Genomic DNA, 18,432 nt, shown 5'->3' on the forward strand with positions numbered 1-18,432 from the left:
CGTCCATCCGCCTTATGTGAATCAAGCCACCCATGGCATGATCGCGGGATCAGTCTGGTTTTGGGGGTGTGATGGCGAGCGGGGGAGAGCAGTACGAGGCGTCGGCGTCAGCTTTGGGCTACCTCTTCCAGTTCGCCAAGGCTCTGCACATGTGCATTGAGCAGTGGATGAGTGCTGGCCCCGACTGGAGCATCGCCGTTGAGGCGGCCGATGACATCGAGCAGCACACAGGCTCCATGACCGACCTTCTCCAGCTCAAACAGCGCGCCGAGGGCGTGCGGTTGACCAACACATCCAAGGACCTTTGGAAGACCCTGCGGATCTGGGCCGAAGCCGTGGCTGCACAACGCATCGACCTGGATGAGACGAACCTCTTCCTCCTCACCACCGCCGAGCTACCCGAGGGCAGCGCGGGCTACCTGCTCCAGCGCAACGAGCACCGTGACGAAGAGAAGGCCCTGAAACTGCTCCTCGATGCCGCCAAAGCCTCGAAGACGGAAAGCAAGGAATTGCTCAAGTCCTTCGCAGCGGTGGCTGCGCTGCCGAAAGAGCGGCAGAGCGCTCTGCTCGCCCGGATCCAGGTCGTCGGTGGCACTCAGGACATCGCCGATGTCCGCAAGGCGATGCTGAGCCTCGCCGCGGTGGCCGCCGGCCATGTGGCTGCGAAGGCATTCCTTAACCGGTTGGAGGGCTGGTTCTACGACCGCGTGATCGAGCAGATGCGCACGCCCGGAGGCAGCCCCGTGACCGGCGTTGAGTTCGACGAGGTGTTCACCCGTCTGCAGCGACAGTTCCAGCACGACAACCTGCCGATCGACGACGACATCACCCGCATGACGAGCGATCCTGCGGAACAGTCGGAGAAAGTCTTCGTCCAGCAGTTGGGCCTCATCGGTGTGAGCTCCAAACGCATCGGCTTCGCCGTGCGCGACTACGTGCGGGCCTTCGCGCAGCGCTCACGTTGGACAAACGAGAACCTGCTGCGCCCAGGAGAGATCGGCGAGTACGAGCGTCGCTTGGTGGAGGAGTGGGAAGCCCGCTTCGCCGAAATGGAGGAAGAGCTCGGCACAGAGGCCACCGAGGAGCAGAAGAAGACCGAGGCGAAGCTCATCTACAAGTGGGTCGACCAAGAGGCCCGCTTCCAGATCCGCACCGGGTGCGACGAGATCTTCGTGACCAAGGGATCGTTCCACATGCTCGCGGATGACCGCCGAGTCGGATGGCATCCCGACTTTGCCGCCCGCCTCATGCAGCTCCTTGAACCCGCCGAGGCCTCCGGATGAACCTGAGCCGCGAAGAGCGCGCCCTGTACAACCCTGCCTTCACCGCACTGCTCTGCACCAGGGCCGTCCAGGGCCATGAGCAGCACTACAACGCGCTGTGCCCGCTGCCCGTCGCCATCGTGGCAGGCGTCATGGCGCTCCAACCCGCCATCAGGGTTGCCCTCCCGAGCACTTTGAACAGCGGCCTGATGAAGTGGCTCGACACGAACGACACGGTGCGCGTCGCCATGACCCGTAACTCGGCCTCCCTCGCCGCCGTGGTACGCCCAGGCCTCCTCTTCGCCCTACAGACCAAGACCCTGCAGGCCACACCTGAAGGGCTCGCCCTGGGCCTGGGCCCCACCACCAAGGGGATCAAGGGCGGCAGCAATCAGACCATCGCGATTCAGCAAGCCGCCCACTTCCTCGGGCGCTGGCTGCCCAGCACGGGCAGCCTCAGCACAGTCCTGACCCTCCTCGGAGTCAAACCGTGACGTTTCAGATCAAAGCGGTAACCATCTACGGCAAGAAGCCTGGCCAGGTGCGCACCGTCCCGTTCGAGCTCGGATCCCTAAACATCGTCACGGGCGACTCCCGGCGCGGAAAGAGCGCCCTGCTCACGATCATCGACTACTGCCTCGCAAGCTCTGACTACCCCGTTAAAGCTGGCAAGGTCCGCTCCTATGTCCGTGTTTACGGCATCACCCTCACGAAGCCGGGCGAGCAGCTCTTCATCGCCCGGCAAGCGCCCAAGGGCAATGCCAAGACCAACAGCACGATGTGCGTGCTCACTCAGGCGCCCGGCAGCCCACCGCCAGCGGTGGGAGTCCTCAACTTCGTGACACCTGTGGACACGGCGAGGGTGTACCTGAGCGAGTTCTGCGGCATCGACACCACAGTGCGTGTCCCGGCTGTCGGTAAGAACACGCTGATAGCCCCCTCCATCCGCCACGCGCTCTTCTTCAGCTTCCAGGCACAGAACGAAGTCGCCAATCCCGACGTGCTCTTCCACTCGCAGGGCGAGGAGTGGCGGCCGAACACGATTCGGGGAGTCGTTCCGTACTTCCTCGGAGCCGTGGACCCCGAGCAGGCGCTGCTCCACAACAAGCTGCGAAATCTTCGCCGTGATCTAGCGGACAACGAAGCCAAACTCGCCATATCTGGCGATCGAACGCCTGCCAGCGGCCAGGCTCAGGCACTGCTTGGCGAGGCCGTTGAGGCTGGGCTGGTGCCACCACACGAAGGACCACAGAGCGCAGAAGACGTCCTGCGCATCCTGCAGCGCATCCGCAATGAACTGGCCCACCCCAGCGCACTGCGTCCGCACGAGAGCGAAAATGACCCCCTGGCGCCGCTCTACGCCCACCGGGCAGCACTTCGCCGAGAGTTTGCAGCAGCCCGAGCCCGGATCTCTGACCTCAAGGGCGCCCTCGCTGAGAACGACGAATTCAGCAGTCAGGCAGCTGAGCAGCGTGCCCGACTCACATCTCTTGGTTTCCTCCGCCGGGACTCAGAGACTACAGATCTGGAGCACTGCCCCGTCTGCGACAGCGTCATCTCCTCGGCCACTGAGACTATTGCCGCCCTCACTCGCGACCTCGCCCTCCTCGACGGCGACCTCGGAGTCATCCGTGACGACACCCCCGCCATCCGAAGGCTCATCGCCGACCAGGAAGACCGACTGCAACAGCTCCGCTCGGAGCTCGCCCGCAACCAAGAACTGGTTCAGGAATTCACCACGGGCCTGCGCACGACCCAGCAGGAACCTGACGATCTGCGCCGGGCTGCCATCGTCCAGGGGCGCATCAGCCTCTACATCGACACCCTCGCCCATCTCGAAGCGGCACCCCGGGTCTTGGACCGCCGTGACGAACTCGGCGAGCTGATCGCCAGGCTGGAAGAGCAGCTCAGTGGAAGCACCCAGGATGAACGGCTCACCAGTTGTCTGTCCTTGATCAATCAGGACATCAGAGAGAAGGCCCAAAGGCTGGATCTGGACTTCTCGGACTCGCCGATCCGACTCGACCTCAACCGGCTGACGGTCGTTGCTGACACTGCTGACGGGCCAGTCCCGCTCAAGGAAATGGGTAGCGCCGAGAACCACCTGGGCTATCACGTCTCCACCCTGCTCGCTCTCCACGAGTGGTTCACCAAGCACGACAGCCCGGTGCCCCGCCTCCTGGTTCTCGACCAACCGTCGCAGGTGTACTTCCCCGCAGAACCGACAGGTGAGGAAGTGCTACAAACTAACGACCGCACGCACCTGCTGAACCTGTACGAGGCCATCCATGGCACTCTGCAACAGCTCGACGGTCAGATGCAGGTCATCGTGATGGAGCACGCCGACCTCGACGACCCTGTCTTCAGCGAACACGTCACCGAACGCTGGCGCCACGGTAGCGACACTGGACTCGTGCCCTCGACCTGGATGGAGACGGGGACAGTAGAAAATTGACGAAGAACGCGCGACATCGGTTTCGCTGTCGGTTCTGCCGACCGAAGTGCCTCCGGAGGGAATGCGAGCCGCTCGCAGACCAATCGACGCCGCACATGGAAAATGACCGGCGCCCAATCCGCCGAAGCGGGTGGCAAGGGCGCCGGCCACCGAAGAACCACCCGCGGACGGGAGGCATGCCTCGAGTGTAGTCGCGGCTGTGGGTGGTGTGTGCCGGTTCTCCGCTCTGATTCTCGAAACTCCGGTATTTTTCTTTCGTCGTCCGCGGTGAGTGGTCGGCGAGGTGCCCGTTGAGGAGAGTCCGATGGTCCTGGCTGTGCAATACCCGCTGATCCCGCGGCGGTGGCCGTGGTGATCCGGGCCGGTCGTGTCGACTTGGTGCAGTCGCGGGAGGAGTTGGCGGTGGCGGCGTTCCCGTTCACGGGGATGAAGCCGTCCACGTTCGTCAAACGCAAGCTCTACACCGCACCCGACTTCCCGGCGCCGATCAGCTCGGAGGGTGCGCGGGTGCTGCTGTGGGACAGCGAGCAGACCGCCGCCTACTACGCCGGCACGCCGATCCCGGAACTACCCGCTGTCGATGAGGGCGAGGATCTCCTGGACCGCAGCGAGGCCGCCACCTTGCTCGGGGTGGCGGTGAGGTCCTGGGACGCCTACAAGTCCCACCCGCAGGTCCATCCACATCTGGTCAAGGTCAAGGGCGTGGACCACTGCCCCCGCCACATCGTCGAGGCCTACCGCACGGCCCGCGACACCGGCCCTGGCCATACCGGCGGAACCGGCCGGCCGAAGGGCAGCGGCGACATGGTTCCCCGCGACGAGATCCCCGCCCGCGTCGGCGCCCTCCTCGACACCGACCCGGCCGTAACGTCGCAGACCGTCATGGACGAACTCGGCCTGTCGTTCACCGCAGCCGTCCGAGCCCTGTCCCGCCTGCGCGGGCACCGCATCGCCGACCTCATCACCACCCAGCCAGCCCTCGAGCCGGCCGCGGCCGCTACCCGGCTCGGTTACCCGAATGCCGTACACCGAGCCGCGATCGCGTACGCGGTCACCGAGCTGCGGGCCCGAGCGGCACGCCCGTACGTCCAGGAGGTGGCCGACGCGCTCGCGGCCGAGGGCCTGGCCGTGCGCCAGGACGTCGACGTCGTCCACGTCACCGACGACGCGGTGGCCGCGGCCGTGGTGCTCGCCGCTACCGCGCCGGTGCCGGCGCTGGTGTGGGACGAACGCTGGGGCTGGCGCACCGCGACCAGCCGCCGGCACCCGATCGGGCGCGAGATCGGCCAGCCGCCTGAGGCACAGGGCATTCGCTATCTGAGCCCGCGCCGCTGCCCACCTGCATCGCGGGTGGTTGCTGCTGTTTACGACGGCCAGAGTGGCACCAGAAACCCCTCGGGTTGTGGTACTAGGGGCGGTTCGGTGGGATCCCAGGAAACGGACCCCAGTCGATGTTAGCCGCAGTATGAATCTCACTGACGCCCGTGAAATCGACCCTGCTTCCTTCGGACGTGGTTGCGAAACTGAAGAAGACCCGACCGCTGGAGAACTTCGCACCGCTGAAGGAGATCTCGCTACCAGAGAACGACGCCCCCATGAAGGCGACGTAACCACCGGAGAAGTCGGTGTTGGCGAATTGGACTGTGCCATCGGAGAACCACGCCATGCTGAAGGTGACTTGACCGCCGGAGAACGTTGCTTCCGTGAATTCGACCCAGCCGCCGATGAAGGCCGCCTCGCCGAAGGTAACCCTACTGTTGAAGAAGGTTGCGCCCGTGAAGTGGACGGAGCCGTCGGAGAAGACCGCCCTGTCGAATAGGACCTCACCTCCAGCGAAGGTCGCTTTGGTGAAGTAGACCTTGCCGCCGGAGAACCTTGCCCCGCTGAAGTCTCCACCGTCGAAGGTGGCGCCGGTGAAGTCCAGGTCGTGTCCGCACCACGTGGTCGGTGACGTCGGGTCTTGGAGCCGGTCTCGGATCGTGCGGATGATGGTGAGTCGGACTTCCTTCTCACCGTGCTTGAATCCAGGCTCGGTGGAGTCGGTTTCGTAGGGCATGCGTAGGTAGCGCAGAGGACGTCGATGCAGACCTGTCGCTGTTCGGGCCAGTGGTCCGCGAGGCGGGCCATGGCATATACGCCAGCGAGGCGGACTGCGGCCTGCTCGTGTCCGAGCTGCTCGGCCGCCTGTGCGTACCGCTCGGCGAGCTGGGTCGCGTCCGCACGGTGGGACGCACCTTCTTCAAGGAGCTGCTTGCGGTAGGCGTACAGGCCGGCGAGGACGGCACCGACCAGTGTGAGCACTGTGACGGTGAGCTTGATGGCGTCCTGGACATCGATTGGCTTCTTACCGGTGTGATGGGCGGTCAAGAGCCCCTCTGCCCCCTGGTAGAGGCCGTAGGCGGCCCCGCCGACGAGGACTAGGGTCTGTCGTTTGGATCATCGTGCGGACCGGAGGAAGATGCCTGCGATGTGGCGTCCGGCGAGATAGATCGTGGCTGTCTTCTCGTAACGGTTGGCGATTCCACGCCGCTGTTTAAGGCGGTTGATGCACCGCTCGGCGGTGTTGCGTTGCGGTGACCGAGGGGGCGGGCGCGATCGGGTTGACACGGATGCACCGGATACTCGTGGGGGTGGTGGTCGCCGGTGCGGTGGTCATCGCGGGGATCGGTTTCGCCGGTTCGTACGCGGCCGTGCGTGAGCTGGCCATCAAGAAGGGCTTCGGGAACTTCTCGTACGTCTTCCCGATCGGTATCGACGCGGGTATCTGTGTGCTGCTCGCGCTGGATCTGTTGTTGACGTGGATCCGTATTCCGTTCCCTCTGCTGCGGCAGACGGCGTGGCTGTTGACGGCGGCGACGATCGCGTTCAACGGTGCGGCGGCGTGGCCGGATCCGCTGGGTACGGGTATGCACGCGGTGATTCCGGTGCTGTTCGTGGTGGCGGTGGAGGCGGCGCGTCATGCGATCGGCCGGATCGCGGACATCACGGCGGACAAGCACATGGAGGGTGTGCGGATCACGCGCTGGCTGCTGTCTCCGGTGCTGACGTTCCTGTTGTGGCGGCGGATGAAGCTGTGGGAGCTGCGTTCCTACGAGCAGGTGATCAAGCTGGAGCAGGAGCGCCTGGTGTATCAGGCGCGGCTGCGGTCGCGGTTCGGGCGGGCGTGGCGGCGGAAGGCTCCGGTGGAGTCGTTGATGCCGCTGCGGCTCGCGCGGTACGGGGTGCCGCTGGCGGAGACGGCTCCGGCGGGTCTGGCGGCGGCGGGCATCGAACTGCCGCCCGAGCTTGTGCCCGCGCCGGTGCCGGGCGAGGTCCTGGAGGCTTCTCCCGTCTCTGAACGCGCAGCGCTGGCAGCTGGCCCCGCAGTACCGGCGGCCGGATCCGCGGTCTCCGCCGGGGAGCAGCCGAATACCTCAAGCAGCCACCGGCCGCTCCGCGACAGAGCATCGGACCCCGTCAGCTACTTCCGCGAGTTCCAGGGATTCGTGGCCGAGTACGAAGTCCTGCCGACGCCCGCACAGTTCGCGCACTACCTGTACGAGGTCCACGGCATCAGCCAGCCCGATGGCACGCCTCTTCCGGAGCAGCAGTTGGGCGCGCTCCTGGCTGTCTACGCCACGCGCGGACAGGCCGAGCAGGCGACTACAGAGGCGGAGGGACCCGAGCCCTCGAGCCCCGTGGTGTCCAATGTGGAGGAAGCGTCGCCGGAGGAGTGGGCACGCTTCTACGAGCAGGTTGCCCAGGACTACGTCGCGGAGTTCGGCGCCAATTCCGACGCGGTGACGTTCGCGGCCTACCTGCGCGAGCGCCACGGCCTGGATGCACCCGAGGACCGTCTTCTGCTGGCGCAGGTTGCGAACCCGGCGACCGGGCAACACGAAGCCGAGCCCCAGGGGCCGACGTCACGCGAAGCACAGACGCTGCCGGGGGAGCAACGGGCGTTCGGTGAGCACCCCGCGCCCGTACCCTCACAGCAGCAGCGGTCCATCGTCGACGTGCCCGTCGACGGACCCGCGGAGGACGACGCTTCTGACGAGACCGCGTCCAAGCCCGCTCTGACGGTTCCCGACCAGTACTTCCTCGCCTACCAGGACTACGTGCGCACCCACGCGCGGGAGCCCATGGGGGCCGCGGCCTTCGAGGAACTGTCCCAGAAGCTCGCCGAGGCCGGCGTCCTCGGAACCCGCGGCCAAGCCGTGAGCCCCAGCACGCTGCGCCGCTACGCACTCGAGCAGAGGATCTACCGTCGCTGCGCCGAGGAGCGCGACCGTCTCGGCGAAGCCCCGGACACGGGCGCGCTCCTCGATCGCCTGGTACAGGACGGCGTCACGGCCGCAAGCCGCTGGCCGACCGCCGATGACGTCCAGCGTGCCGAGCACCTCGCCTCGGGATTCGAACGCCGCTACCTCGCACTGCGCAACTACTTCCTGGACGGCGGTGTCGTCCTCGAACGGGGCGCTCCGGAGGCGCCCGGGCCGCACCCGCCGGGTGCTAAACCATCCCCGCGGGTGCGGGGAGCAGCACCCTGCACGCCACTGCCTGACGGGCTGCCCGGGACCATCCCCGCGGGTGCGGGGAGCAGGCTTGTTCACCTGCGGTTCTATCCTGCGCGTGGGGCGGGATTCCGCACTTTCGTGAAATCCGGCATTTCGGACGCCGGGTTCTGGGTCTAATACCACACTGCATCCCTTGAGTATCGGAATTCGATAGTCCTTCGCTGTACTTTCGCATTCTGCTCACAGTGTCTGTGTCGTGCCTGTATTGATCTGTCATGGCGAGCGGAACGGTGGTGGACCGGTTGGGTCTCAAGGGCAGGTTGGGGGAGCCGGCCAGGTCCGTGTGGGCCAAGCATGACCGGGATGGTGACGGGTGGCTGCCGTTGTGGCGGCACATGGACGACAGTGCCGCGGTGGCCGGGCTGTTGTGGGACGAATGGCTTTCTCCGAACGTGCGGAGGCTGATCGCTGCCGCGCTGCCCGGCGGTGAAGTCGACGGGCGGAAGCTGGCCGTATGGCTGGCGGGAGTGCACGACATCGGTAAGGCCACCCCGGCGTTCGCCTGTCAGGTGGAGCCGCTCGCTGAGCGGATGAGGCGGCACGGGCTCGCGATGCGTTCGCAGAGCGCGATGGGACCCGATCGCAGGCTTGCTCCGCACGGCCTGGCCGGCCAGTTGCTCCTGGGGGAGTGGCTGGAGGAGCGGCACGGCTGGGCTCCCCGGCAGACCGGGCAGTTCACCGTCGTCGTGGGCGGGCATCACGGGGTGCCTGCAGAGCATGGCCAGATCAATGCCCTTGAGGATCACGAGGAGTTGCTGCGTACGCGTGGTGCGAGCGCGGCGGTCTGGCGGCAGGTCCAGGAGGAGCTGCTCGAGGCGTGCGCCGAGGAGTACGGCGTGCGGGACCTCATACCGCAGTGGCGGGAGGTGAAACTCCCGCAGCCGGCACAGGTGTTGTTGACAGCGCTCGTCATCGTCTCCGATTGGATCGCCAGCAACCCCGACCTTTTCCCGTACTTTCCCCAGGACACCCCTCGTAGTGACGAGGAGCGGATTGCGGCCGCCTGGCGAGGTCTCAACCTGCCCGGGCCTTGGAGCCCGAAGACGCCCGCAGGCAGTTCGCACGCGGTGTTCGCCGCACGCTTCGACCTTCCGCCCGGTGCGCAGGTCCGCCCCGTGCAGGAGGCCGCGGTCGAGCTGGCCAGGGCCATGGACGAGCCGGGGCTGATGATCGTCGAGGCGCCGATGGGGGAGGGGAAGACGGAGGCGGCACTGGCGGTGACAGAGATCTTCGCCGCGCGCTCGGGCGCGGGCGGCGCGTTCTTCGCACTGCCGACGATGGCCACCGGGAACGCGATGTTTCCCCGGCTGCTGGACTGGCTGGAGCGGCTGCCCACGCAGAGCGGCAGCCGGCACTCGGTTCACCTCGCGCATTCCAAAGCGGCACTCAACGAGACTTTCACCGACCTCATGGCGGGCGGAAACCGTATCGCCGCGGTCGACATCGATGCACCGTGTCAGGGCGAGGGGCAGTCCGCGCACGGTGCCGGTAATGCCCCGGCCGAGCTCGTTGCCCACGCCTGGCTGCGCGGCCGCAAGAAGGCCATGCTGTCGTCGTTCGTCGGGGGCACCATCGATCAGCTGCTCTTCGCCGGGTTGAAGAGCCGTCACCTTGCGCTGCGGCACCTCGCCGTGGCCGGCAAGGTCGTCGTGATCGACGAGGCACACGCCTACGACACCTACATGAGTGTCTATCTCGACCGGGTGCTGTCGTGGCTGGGCTCCTACCGGGTGCCGGTCGTGGTGCTCTCCGCCACGCTGCCGGCCGCCCGGCGCCGCGAACTCGTCGAAGCGTACGCAGGACCGAACCCACGGACGCCCTCCGCGCCCGCAGCCATGACCGAGGACCGGTTCGCAGCGGTGGCCGAGTCCGCCGATTATCCGCTGCTGACCGCAGTGACCCCAGGCGGCTCGCCCGTCATGAGGCGTCCCGCCGCATCGGGGCGTGCCACGGACGTCCGACTGGAGCGCTTGGACGACGACCTGGACGTTCTTGTCGAACGTCTCGGTCAAGAGCTCTCCGGCGGAGGTTGTGCCTTGGTCGTGCGTAACACGGTCAGACGGGTCCACGAGGCGGCGCAGGCTCTGCGCAAGATGTTCGGGGACGCGAATGTGACCGTCGCCCACTCCGCCTTCCTCGATGTGGACCGTGCCGCCAACGACGCTCGCCTGCTCGAGCTGTTCGGTCCGCCAGGCAAGGCGAACGGCCGGCCGGCAGGACCGCATGTGGTGGTGGCCAGCCAGGTCGCGGAGCAGTCTCTCGACGTCGACTTCGACCTCCTCGTCTCCGACCTGTGCCCTGTCGACCTGCTCCTGCAGCGCATGGGCCGCCTCCACCGGCACCAGAGAGGCGAAGGACAAAGCGAACGCCCGCAGCGGCTGCGTCAGGCCCGATGCCTGGTCACCGGCACCGAATGGCATGCCGACGTGCCGGCACCGGTGCGAGGTTCCGTCGCCGTGTACGGGCAGTACACGCTGCTGCGTGCCGCAGCCGCCCTGCAGCCGCACCTCGACGGGCAGGACGGCGGCCGCCCCGTACAACTTCCTGCGGACATCAGCCCGCTGGTGCAGGGGGCCTACGCGGAAGAACCCGAAGACGTGAAGGAAGCGGTCGAGCCGGATCCTTGGGCCGACGTGCTGGGCAAGGCACGCGCCCAGCACGACAAGCACCGCAGGGACCAGGAAGAGCGCGCCTGTGTCTTCCGGTTGGACGGCGTCGGCCGTGCAGGCAGGCCCCTTTTCGGATGGGTTGCCGCTGGCGTGGGCGACGCGGACGACACCCCTGCCGGGCGCGCTCAGGTCAGGGACAGCCGGGAGAGCCTGGAGGTCGTCGTCGTGCAGCGACGCGGCGACGGAACCTTGACCACCATGCCGTGGCTCGGCACGGACCGTCGTGGCAGACAGCTCGGCGGACTCGAACTGCCCCAGGACCAGCCGCCGCCCCTGCACGCGGCCAGGGCCGCCGCCAGCTGCGGACTGCGGCTGCCGATCCAGTTCTCAGACCCCCGGACCATGGACCGGGCGATCGACGAACTGGAGAAGCGTCTGTACGTACGGGCCTGGCAGGCGAAGGACTGCCATTGGCTCGCGGGCCAGCTGATCCTCGCGCTCGACGAGGACTGTCAGACCCACCTGGCAGGCTTCGACCTCACGTACAGCAACACCAACGGCCTTGAGGTGACCCGTGCCTGAGTTACGCGACACCAGCAGCAACGCCCCGACCTTCGACCTGGTCTCCCAGCCATGGGTTCCGGTGCTCAGATGCAGTGGCGAGCAGGACGTGCTCTCGTTGCGGGAGGTGTTCGAGCAGGCGCCAGTACTGCGGAGGATCGTCGGCGACCTGCCGACCCAGGAGTTCGCTTTGGTGCGTCTGCTGCTCGCGGCCGCGCACGATGCTCTGGAAGGGCCGCAAGACATCGAGGCGTGGTCGCAACTGTGGGACGACGAGCAGTGCTTCGCCCCTCTCAGCGGCTATCTTGACGAGCATCGCGGACGGTTCGACCTGCTGCATCCCGAGGTCCCGTTCTTCCAGACCGCCGGGCTGCACACGGCGAACGACGAAGTGTTCTCCCTCAACCGGATCGTGGCCGACGTTCCCAATGGCGAGCCGTTCTTCAGCGCGAGGCAGCCCGCCGTCAGCCGGCTCACCTTCGCCGAGGCCGCCCGGTGGGTCGTGCACGCTCACGCCTACGACACCTCCGGCATCAAGAGCGGAGCGGTCGGCGACGAGCGGGTCAAGAACGGCAAGGTGTACCCGCTCGGGGTCGGCTGGGCCGGCACTCTCGGCGGAGTCTTCGCCGAGGGAAGAACCCTGCGCGAGACCCTGCTGCTCAACCTGATTGCCGCGGACACCAACAATCTGCGCATCGACGTTAAGGACCGTCCCGCCTGGCGACGCGAGCCCTGCGGACCGGGCGGCGCCGAGCGCACGCCGACAGGCCTGCGTGACCTGTACACGTGGCAGACGCGCCGCCTGCGACTCCATTTCGACGACGAAGGCGTGCACGCAGTCGTCCTCGGCTACGGCGACCCCCTCACCGCCCGGAACAAGCAGCAGCACGAGCCGATGACCGCGTGGCGGCGCAGCAGGGCGCAGGAGAAGAAGCACGGCGAGGCCCAGGCGTATCTGCCGCGCGAGCACGATCCCGCTCGCGGAGCGTGGCGCGGAATCGCCTCCCTCGTCACGAGCCGGACCGAGGCCGCACAGGGGTCGGACGCTCCCGAACACCTGCGTCCCGGGATCTTGGAGTGGGTGTCCCGGCTGGTGACCGAGCGGTACCTGCCCAAGGGGTTCCTGATCCGGGCGCGAGTCATCGGTGCGCAGTACGGGACCCAGCAGTCGGTGATCGATGAAATCGTCGACGACCATGTGGCCATGGCCGTGGTGCTCCTCCACCAGGAGGACCGCAGATACGGCCAGCAGGCGGTGGAGGCGGTCCGTGACGCCGATGGCGCCGTCAACGCGCTCGGTGACCTGGCCATGAACCTCGCCCGCGCCGCCGGCACCGAGCCCGAAGGGCGGCGGGCCGCGGCACGTGATCGCACCTATGGCGAACTCGAGGCACCGTACCGGGCCTGGCTCACCGCACTCGCCGGAGCGGACGACCTCGACGAAGCCCGCGCCGCCTGGCAGCGCGACGTCCACCGGATCGTCAGCCGGATCGGCCGCCGGCTGACCGAAGAGGCAGGTGACGCTGCATGGCAGGGCAGAACGATCGAGCTGAAGAAGGGCACCGAGTGGCTGAACTCGGCGCTCGCCGAGGCCTGGTTCCGCCGGGCTCTGCGCAAGGCCCTCGGCCACCCCGCCCCTTCCGACACGCCGGCGGACGCAGCAGCCCTTCCGGCGCCGCAAACCCCAGAGAAGGCGCAGGTATGACCACAGAAACCGAGTCCCTCACCACCCGCGAACGGGTCGTGCGGCTTGCCGGGGAGCAGATCGGACAACGACAGCGCGGCTACTTGCGCGACGAGGCCAAGGACGTCGCCGCCCTGGCCCGACTCCGGCGAGGCGCAGGTCGCGAGGCCGGCCAGGTGCCCGACCTCTGGGACCTCATCGACACCTCACAGCTGCATCAACCTCTCGACGGAGCCCCACTGTTGAGGGAACACGAGCTGATCCGCGCCGAGGACGCCCTGCACGTGGCACTCACCCTGTGGGCCGTGCATCAGCAGTCCCGGAGCTCCGCGATGCACAAGGCCAACCGCCGGGACGACGACCGCGGGCTCGGCGCAGCCGTACGCCGCATGATGCAGCACGGCGAGAACGATTCTCTGCGCAAGCGGATGGTCCGGGCCGGCACCGCACCGGACCTGACGGTGCTGGCGCAGCGGCTGCGCGACATCGTCACCTTGCTGCGCACTGACGACATCGCGCTCGACTACGCCTTGCTCGCCGGACAGCTCTACACCTGGCAGCTGCCCGGCGGGCCGGACCGGGTCCGCCGGGAGTGGGGCCGCTCCTACCACGCCTGGTACGAGAAGAACCCGGCCGCCGAACAGCCCGCCACCACCGACAAGGAATCTTCGTGAACCGCATCTTCCTCGACGTCCACGCCCTCCAGACCGTCCCGCCCAGCAACATCAACCGGGACGACACCGGCGCACCCAAGACCGCACTGTACGGGGGCGTGCCGCGGGCGCGTGTCTCCAGCCAGGCGTGGAAGCGGGCGACCCGCACCAGCTTCACCACCGACAAGCTGCTGGATGCGAGCGAACTCGGCGTGCGGACCAAGAAGATCGTGGAGCTTCTCGCCGCCAGGATCACCGGCCTCGACCCCTCCCTCACGCCGGGCGCGGCGCTGGGTCTGGCGGACGAGACCATCAAGGCGACCGGCCTGAAGACCGAGGTGCCCAAGCGTAAAGCGGACGCTGTCAAGGGCAAGGACGGGGAGCCGGCCCCGGCGCCCGAGGCGAAGTACCTGGTATTCCTCAGCGCCCGGCAGCTGGACGGCCTGGCCCGCCTCGCCGTCGACGGCGCCGCGGACATCTCCGCGTACCTGAAGGACAAGAAGAACAAGGACCGGGCGAAGGAGATCGCCGACAGCCTCCACTCCGTCGACATCGCCCTCTTCGGCCGGATGGTCGCGGACGCGGCCGACTTCAGCGTGGACGCCGCCGTCCAGGTCGCCCACGCCATCAGCGTCCACCGTGCCGAAACCGAGTCCGACTACTACACCGCCGTCGACGACGAGAACAGCGAGGAGGAAACCGGCGCCGGCATGATCGGCACCATCGACTTCAACTCCGCCACCCTGTACCGGTACGCCGCCCTCGGCATCCACCAACTCGCCGAGAACCTCGGCCAGGGCCTGCGCGAGGACGAACCGTCGACGACCCCGGTGCGCCGCGCGGTCCAGGCTTTCCTCCACGCCTTCGTCACCTCCCTGCCCACCGGGAAGATCAACACCTTCGGCCACCACACACTCCCCGACGCGGTCATCGTCAAGCTCCGCACCACCCGCCCCATCAGCTTCGTCTCGGCCTTCGAGGACCCCGTACGCCACGACCAGGGCGGACACATGCGCGCAGCCTCGGAGCGGCTGGCGGAATACATCCCCGACATCGAACGGGCTTACGGAGACGACGAGACCACCCTGACCTGGGTGCTGCGCGTGGGGCCCCAGACTCAGAAACTGGCGGGCACCGGCACCGAACCAGCCGACCTCGCCACGCTCGTCACCGCAGTGGGCCAGGCCGTCGCCGAACGCATGGAGAAGCCCGCATGAGCGTGCTCACCCTGCGGCTGGCCGGCCCACTTCAGTCCTGGGGATCCTCCGCCCGCTTCACCCGCCGCACCACCGAGTCCGCACCCACCAAGAGCGCAGTCATCGGCCTGCTCGCCGCGGCCAAAGGCATCGCACGGGGCGACGACGAGAACCTGCAGCCGCTCGCCGCACTGCGCTTCGGCGTACGCATCGACCAACCCGGCACCCGACTGCGAGACTTCCACACCGCCCACCACGGTGTCACCGGCAAGTCCATGCCCCTGTCCGAGCGCTTCTACCTCGCCGACGCCGTCTTCGTAGCCGCCGTCGAAGGCGACCGCACACTCCTCACCGACCTGCAGCAGGCCCTGCGCACACCGGTGTACCCGCCGTTCCTGGGCCGCCGCTCCTGCCCACCCGCCCAGCCCGTCGAACTCGCCCTCCGCCACAACACGGACCTGCTCCAGACCCTCCGCGAACTGCCCTGGCAGGCATCACCCTGGTACCGCCGACGCCGCGCCGGCCGCACCGCCGAGCCCCTCCACGTCCTGTACGAACCCACTGAGGACACCATCCACGGCGACCTCCTGCGCGACCAGCCGGTCAGCTTCGACTCCGCGCACCGCCGCCACGCCATGCGCTCTGTTGTCAGTACCACGGTGGAGATTCCCCATCACCGTCCACCAGATGCACACCGGCACGACCCGGTCGCCGCACTCGGCGAGGAGAGTCCCTGATGTTCCTGACCTGCTTCCGAATGAACACCGCGCGCCCTGGAGCCCGCCGCCTACTGGGGGTACCGCAGGCACTGCACGCGGCCGTCATGTCCTCCTTCCCCACCCTCCTCCCCTCAGACCCGGCCGAATCCGGCCAGCCCCGCATCCTGTGGCGCATCGACCGCAACGCCCGCGCCGAGGTACTCCTCTACATCGTCAGCCCGTCCCGACCAGACCTCACCCACCTAGTCGAGCAGGCAGGCTGGCCCGCCGCAGCCACCGACCCACAGACACCGGGCTGGCAGACGCACCCCTACACCCCCTTCCTGAACCGCCTGTCCAAAGGCGACTGCTGGGAATTCCGGCTGACCGCCAACCCGGTGCACTCCATCCGCCGCACACCCGACGAACCGAGAAAACGCACCGCACACATCACCCCCGTCCACCAGATGGCCTGGCTCCTCAAGCGCCAGGAACCCGCCGGTTTCCGCATCCTGCACAAGCCCGACAGCAAGCGACTGCTCCCGCAAGGCACCACCCACACCGGCCATCCACACCACGGCGACCAGTACGAACTGTCCGTCAGCGACAAGCGTCCCCTGACCTTCGACAAGTCCGACCACGCGACCACGCGAGCACGCAAGAGGCCGGTCAACCTGGTCACCGTCACCTTCGACGGACGCCTGGAAGTGACCGACCCGGACACCTTCCGCCACACCCTCACCCACGGACTCGGCAAAGCAAAGGCCTACGGCTGCGGCCTGATGACACTCGCCCCCATCCCCACCGGATGACCCGATGACCACAGTCTCCCAGCGCACCGCCCTCACCCCACGCCACCTCACCCGCACCAGCGAACGGCTCTCCTTCGTCTACCTCGAGCGCTGCACCGTGCACCGGGACTCCAACGCCATCACCGCACAAGACGCAGAAGGCACCACCCACATCCCGTCAGCAACCATCGGCACCCTGCTCCTCGGCCCCGGCACCAGGATCACCCACCAGGCCATGACCGTGCTCGGCGAAACAGGCGCCGCCGTCTGTTGGGTCGGCGAGCAAGGAGTGCGCTACTACGCTGGCGGACGCGCCCTGACCCGTTCCTCCGCCCTCGCCGAGGCACAGGCCACCCAATGGGCCAACACCCGCAGCCGCCTGGCCGTCGCCCGCGCGATGTACCGCCGGCGCTTCCCGGACGAAGACCCGTCCACACTCACCCGCCAGGAACTCCTCGGCCGCGAAGGACGGCGGGTGAAGGACTGCTACCGGGCTCAGGCCACCCGCACCGGCATCCGATGGCAGGGCCGCAAATACACTCCCGGCGACCTCACCTCCAGCGACCCGGTCAACCAAGCCCTGACCGCAGCTGCCCAATGCATGTACGGCGTCGCCCACGCCGTCGTCGCCTCCCTCGGCTGCAGCCCGGCACTCGGCTTTGTCCACTCCGGCCACGAACTCTCCTTCGTCCTGGACATCGCCGACCTCTACAAAACCGAACTCGGCATCCCGCTCGCCTTCGACATCGCAGCCGAAGACGAAGAAGACGTGCCATCTCGCACCCGCCGTGCACTACGCGACCGCATCAACGAGACCTCCCTACTGGACAGGTGCGTGGACGACATCAAGCGCCTCCTGCTGCCAAACGGCCAAGACGCTTCCCCGCTCACCCCGGACCGGGACACGGTCACCCTCCAGAGCGACCGAGGCAGGGAAGTCCCGTCCGGCCGCAACTACGGGGACGAGGCGATGACCTGGTGACCGTCATCGTCCTGACCAACTGCCCAGCAGGCCTACGCGGCTTCCTCACACGCTGGCTGCTGGAGATATCGGCAGGAGTGTTCATAGGCAATCCGTCCGCACGAATCCGCGACACCCTGTGGGACGAGGTCCGCCAGTACGCCGACCAGGGCCGAGCCCTGCTCGCCTACACGACGAACAGCGAACAGGGCTTCGCCTTCCGCACCCACGACCACAACTGGCACCCGGTCGACCATGAAGGCCTGACACTGATCCGACGCCCGAACCCAACAGCCACCGAACCAGCCAGCCCACAGGGCCCCGCAAGGGGTTGGAGCAAGGCAGCGAAGCGACGCCGGTTCAGCAAGTGACGCACACTTATTACCGACTTGACACAAACGTCGCAATTTCTGAAACTGCTGCATTCAAGTCGGAGCCCAGCCAAAACCCCCAGGTCAACCAGTCTGCTCCCCGCACGCGCGGGGATGGACCCGGCGTCACGAACCTGTGGCCCGACCTCACCGACTGCTCCCCGCACGCGCGGGGATGGACCCTCCGCCACGGCATGACCGGTTGGTACGTCGGCCTGCTCCCCGCACGCGCGGGGATGGACCCTTGGTCATGTCGATGCCGGCCGGGTCCGACTTCTGCTCCCCGCACGCGCGGGGATGGACCCCGTCTCCTCAGACCATGTTGATCAGCACGTTGCTGCTCCCCGCACGCGCGGATCAGCACGTTGCTGCTCCCCGCACGCGCGGGGATGGACCCCGGACGGTGTCCGTGTCGGGATCCGGGCTGGACTGCTCCCCGCACGCGCAGGGATGGACTCTGGTCGACCAACTTCAAGTACAAGCGCGACCACTGCTCCTCGCACGCGCGGGGATGGCCCCCACCGCAGCCGCTGCACCTGGCTCCCCAACTGCCGATGGTTGGGCTGCGGGCCGCCGTTGCCTGGTCCTCGTTCGCGCGGGGATGGTGCCGGCTACGGCGACGGGCACCTCCCAGG

Annotated in this window: 14 protein-coding genes, 1 pseudogene and 1 CRISPR repeat array; of the genes and pseudogenes, 14 read left to right on the forward strand and 1 reads right to left on the reverse strand. The window is 67.5% G+C overall.

Features of this window, described 5'->3' with window-relative positions:
* The first annotated feature begins 71 nt into the window (after window positions 1–71).
* The 4 genes from ACZ4E1_RS06945 (at window position 72) to ACZ4E1_RS06960 (ending at window position 5,175) form a co-directional block, all read left to right on the forward strand.
* Window positions 72–1,283 (forward strand): ABC-three component system protein, encoded by a 1,212-nt coding sequence (locus ACZ4E1_RS06945; RefSeq protein ID WP_467536565.1) that lies wholly within the window; start codon window positions 72–74, stop codon window positions 1,281–1,283.
* Entirely contained in the window at window positions 1,280–1,756 is a 477-nt protein-coding gene (locus ACZ4E1_RS06950; RefSeq protein ID WP_467536567.1) for a three component ABC system middle component, read from the forward strand. Before ACZ4E1_RS06945 ends, ACZ4E1_RS06950 begins: the two co-directional genes overlap by 4 nt.
* Window positions 1,753–3,717, forward strand: a complete 1,965-nt coding sequence (locus ACZ4E1_RS06955; protein ID WP_467536568.1) for a DUF3732 domain-containing protein — start codon at window positions 1,753–1,755, stop codon at window positions 3,715–3,717. Before ACZ4E1_RS06950 ends, ACZ4E1_RS06955 begins: the two co-directional genes overlap by 4 nt.
* Window positions 3,718–4,059: 342 nt before the next feature.
* A complete protein-coding gene (locus ACZ4E1_RS06960; protein WP_467536570.1) occupies window positions 4,060–5,175 on the forward strand; it encodes a DUF6292 family protein in 1,116 nt (371 codons plus the stop codon).
* Here the strand turns inward: ACZ4E1_RS06960 and ACZ4E1_RS06965 are convergent.
* Window positions 5,126–5,773, reverse strand: a complete 648-nt coding sequence (locus tag ACZ4E1_RS06965) for a pentapeptide repeat-containing protein (RefSeq protein WP_467536572.1) — start codon at window positions 5,771–5,773, stop codon at window positions 5,126–5,128. The two genes, ACZ4E1_RS06960 and ACZ4E1_RS06965, sit on opposite strands and share 50 nt — an antisense overlap.
* Window positions 5,774–5,880: 107 nt before the next feature.
* On the opposite strand from ACZ4E1_RS06965, the gene ACZ4E1_RS06970 reads away from it, so the two are divergent.
* The 10 genes and pseudogenes from ACZ4E1_RS06970 (at window position 5,881) to cas2e (ending at window position 17,797) form a co-directional block, all read left to right on the forward strand.
* The gene (locus ACZ4E1_RS06970) at window positions 5,881–6,138 is read left to right on the forward strand and encodes a hypothetical protein (protein ID WP_467536574.1); all 258 of its coding nucleotides are present in this window, start codon (window positions 5,881–5,883) and stop codon (window positions 6,136–6,138) included.
* 188 nt (window positions 6,139–6,326) lie between these two features.
* A pseudogene (locus tag ACZ4E1_RS06975) lies at window positions 6,327–7,121 on the forward strand (DUF2637 domain-containing protein); the annotation flags it as partial.
* A gap of 1,367 nt (window positions 7,122–8,488) precedes the next feature.
* Window positions 8,489–11,464, forward strand: coding sequence for a CRISPR-associated helicase Cas3' (cas3, locus tag ACZ4E1_RS06980; protein ID WP_467536576.1), 2,976 nt, complete (start codon window positions 8,489–8,491; stop codon window positions 11,462–11,464).
* Window positions 11,457–13,148 carry a type I-E CRISPR-associated protein Cse1/CasA gene (casA, locus tag ACZ4E1_RS06985; RefSeq protein WP_467536578.1) on the forward strand — a complete coding sequence of 564 codons (1,692 nt, stop codon included), beginning with the start codon at window positions 11,457–11,459 and terminating at the stop codon, window positions 13,146–13,148. Before cas3 ends, casA begins: the two co-directional genes overlap by 8 nt.
* Window positions 13,145–13,801 carry a type I-E CRISPR-associated protein Cse2/CasB gene (gene casB, locus ACZ4E1_RS06990; RefSeq protein WP_467536580.1) on the forward strand — a complete coding sequence of 219 codons (657 nt, stop codon included), beginning with the start codon at window positions 13,145–13,147 and terminating at the stop codon, window positions 13,799–13,801. The genes casA and casB overlap by 4 nt, the downstream gene beginning before the upstream one ends.
* Window positions 13,798–14,997 carry a type I-E CRISPR-associated protein Cas7/Cse4/CasC gene (gene cas7e / locus ACZ4E1_RS06995; RefSeq protein ID WP_467536581.1) on the forward strand — a complete coding sequence of 400 codons (1,200 nt, stop codon included), beginning with the start codon at window positions 13,798–13,800 and terminating at the stop codon, window positions 14,995–14,997. The genes casB and cas7e overlap by 4 nt, the downstream gene beginning before the upstream one ends.
* Entirely contained in the window at window positions 14,994–15,713 is a 720-nt protein-coding gene (cas5e, locus tag ACZ4E1_RS07000; protein ID WP_467536582.1) for a type I-E CRISPR-associated protein Cas5/CasD, read from the forward strand. The genes cas7e and cas5e overlap by 4 nt, the downstream gene beginning before the upstream one ends.
* A complete protein-coding gene (gene cas6e / locus ACZ4E1_RS07005; RefSeq protein WP_467536584.1) occupies window positions 15,713–16,486 on the forward strand; it encodes a type I-E CRISPR-associated protein Cas6/Cse3/CasE in 774 nt (257 codons plus the stop codon). Before cas5e ends, cas6e begins: the two co-directional genes overlap by 1 nt.
* 4 nt (window positions 16,487–16,490) lie before the next feature.
* Window positions 16,491–17,447: a type I-E CRISPR-associated endonuclease Cas1e gene (cas1e, locus tag ACZ4E1_RS07010; protein WP_467536586.1), complete on the forward strand. Its 957-nt coding sequence runs from the start codon at window positions 16,491–16,493 to the stop codon at window positions 17,445–17,447.
* Window positions 17,444–17,797 (forward strand): type I-E CRISPR-associated endoribonuclease Cas2e, encoded by a 354-nt coding sequence (gene cas2e, locus ACZ4E1_RS07015; protein WP_467536587.1) that lies wholly within the window; start codon window positions 17,444–17,446, stop codon window positions 17,795–17,797. Before cas1e ends, cas2e begins: the two co-directional genes overlap by 4 nt.
* A 93-nt stretch (window positions 17,798–17,890) precedes the next feature.
* Window positions 17,891–18,316: a CRISPR direct-repeat array (repeat unit 29 nt; unit sequence CTGCTCCCCGCACGCGCGGGGATGGACCC).
* Window positions 18,317–18,432 lie beyond the last annotated feature (116 nt).

This window comes from Streptomyces sp. NPDC025806, from assembly GCF_055558275.1.

What these genes read in the sequence shown, in the direction of transcription:
- cas1e (WP_467536586.1), top strand. Translation starts at nt 16,491, where the DNA reads ATGACCACAGTCTCCCAGCGCACCGCCCTCACCCCACGCCACCTCACC.
- cas3 (WP_467536576.1), top strand. Translation starts at nt 8,489, where the DNA reads ATGGCGAGCGGAACGGTGGTGGACCGGTTGGGTCTCAAGGGCAGGTTG.
- ACZ4E1_RS06965 (WP_467536572.1), bottom strand. Translation starts at nt 5,773, where the DNA reads ATGCCCTACGAAACCGACTCCACCGAGCCTGGATTCAAGCACGGTGAG.
- casB (WP_467536580.1), top strand. Translation starts at nt 13,145, where the DNA reads ATGACCACAGAAACCGAGTCCCTCACCACCCGCGAACGGGTCGTGCGG.
- cas5e (WP_467536582.1), top strand. Translation starts at nt 14,994, where the DNA reads ATGAGCGTGCTCACCCTGCGGCTGGCCGGCCCACTTCAGTCCTGGGGA.
- ACZ4E1_RS06950 (WP_467536567.1), top strand. Translation starts at nt 1,280, where the DNA reads ATGAACCTGAGCCGCGAAGAGCGCGCCCTGTACAACCCTGCCTTCACC.
- ACZ4E1_RS06945 (WP_467536565.1), top strand. Translation starts at nt 72, where the DNA reads ATGGCGAGCGGGGGAGAGCAGTACGAGGCGTCGGCGTCAGCTTTGGGC.
- cas6e (WP_467536584.1), top strand. Translation starts at nt 15,713, where the DNA reads ATGTTCCTGACCTGCTTCCGAATGAACACCGCGCGCCCTGGAGCCCGC.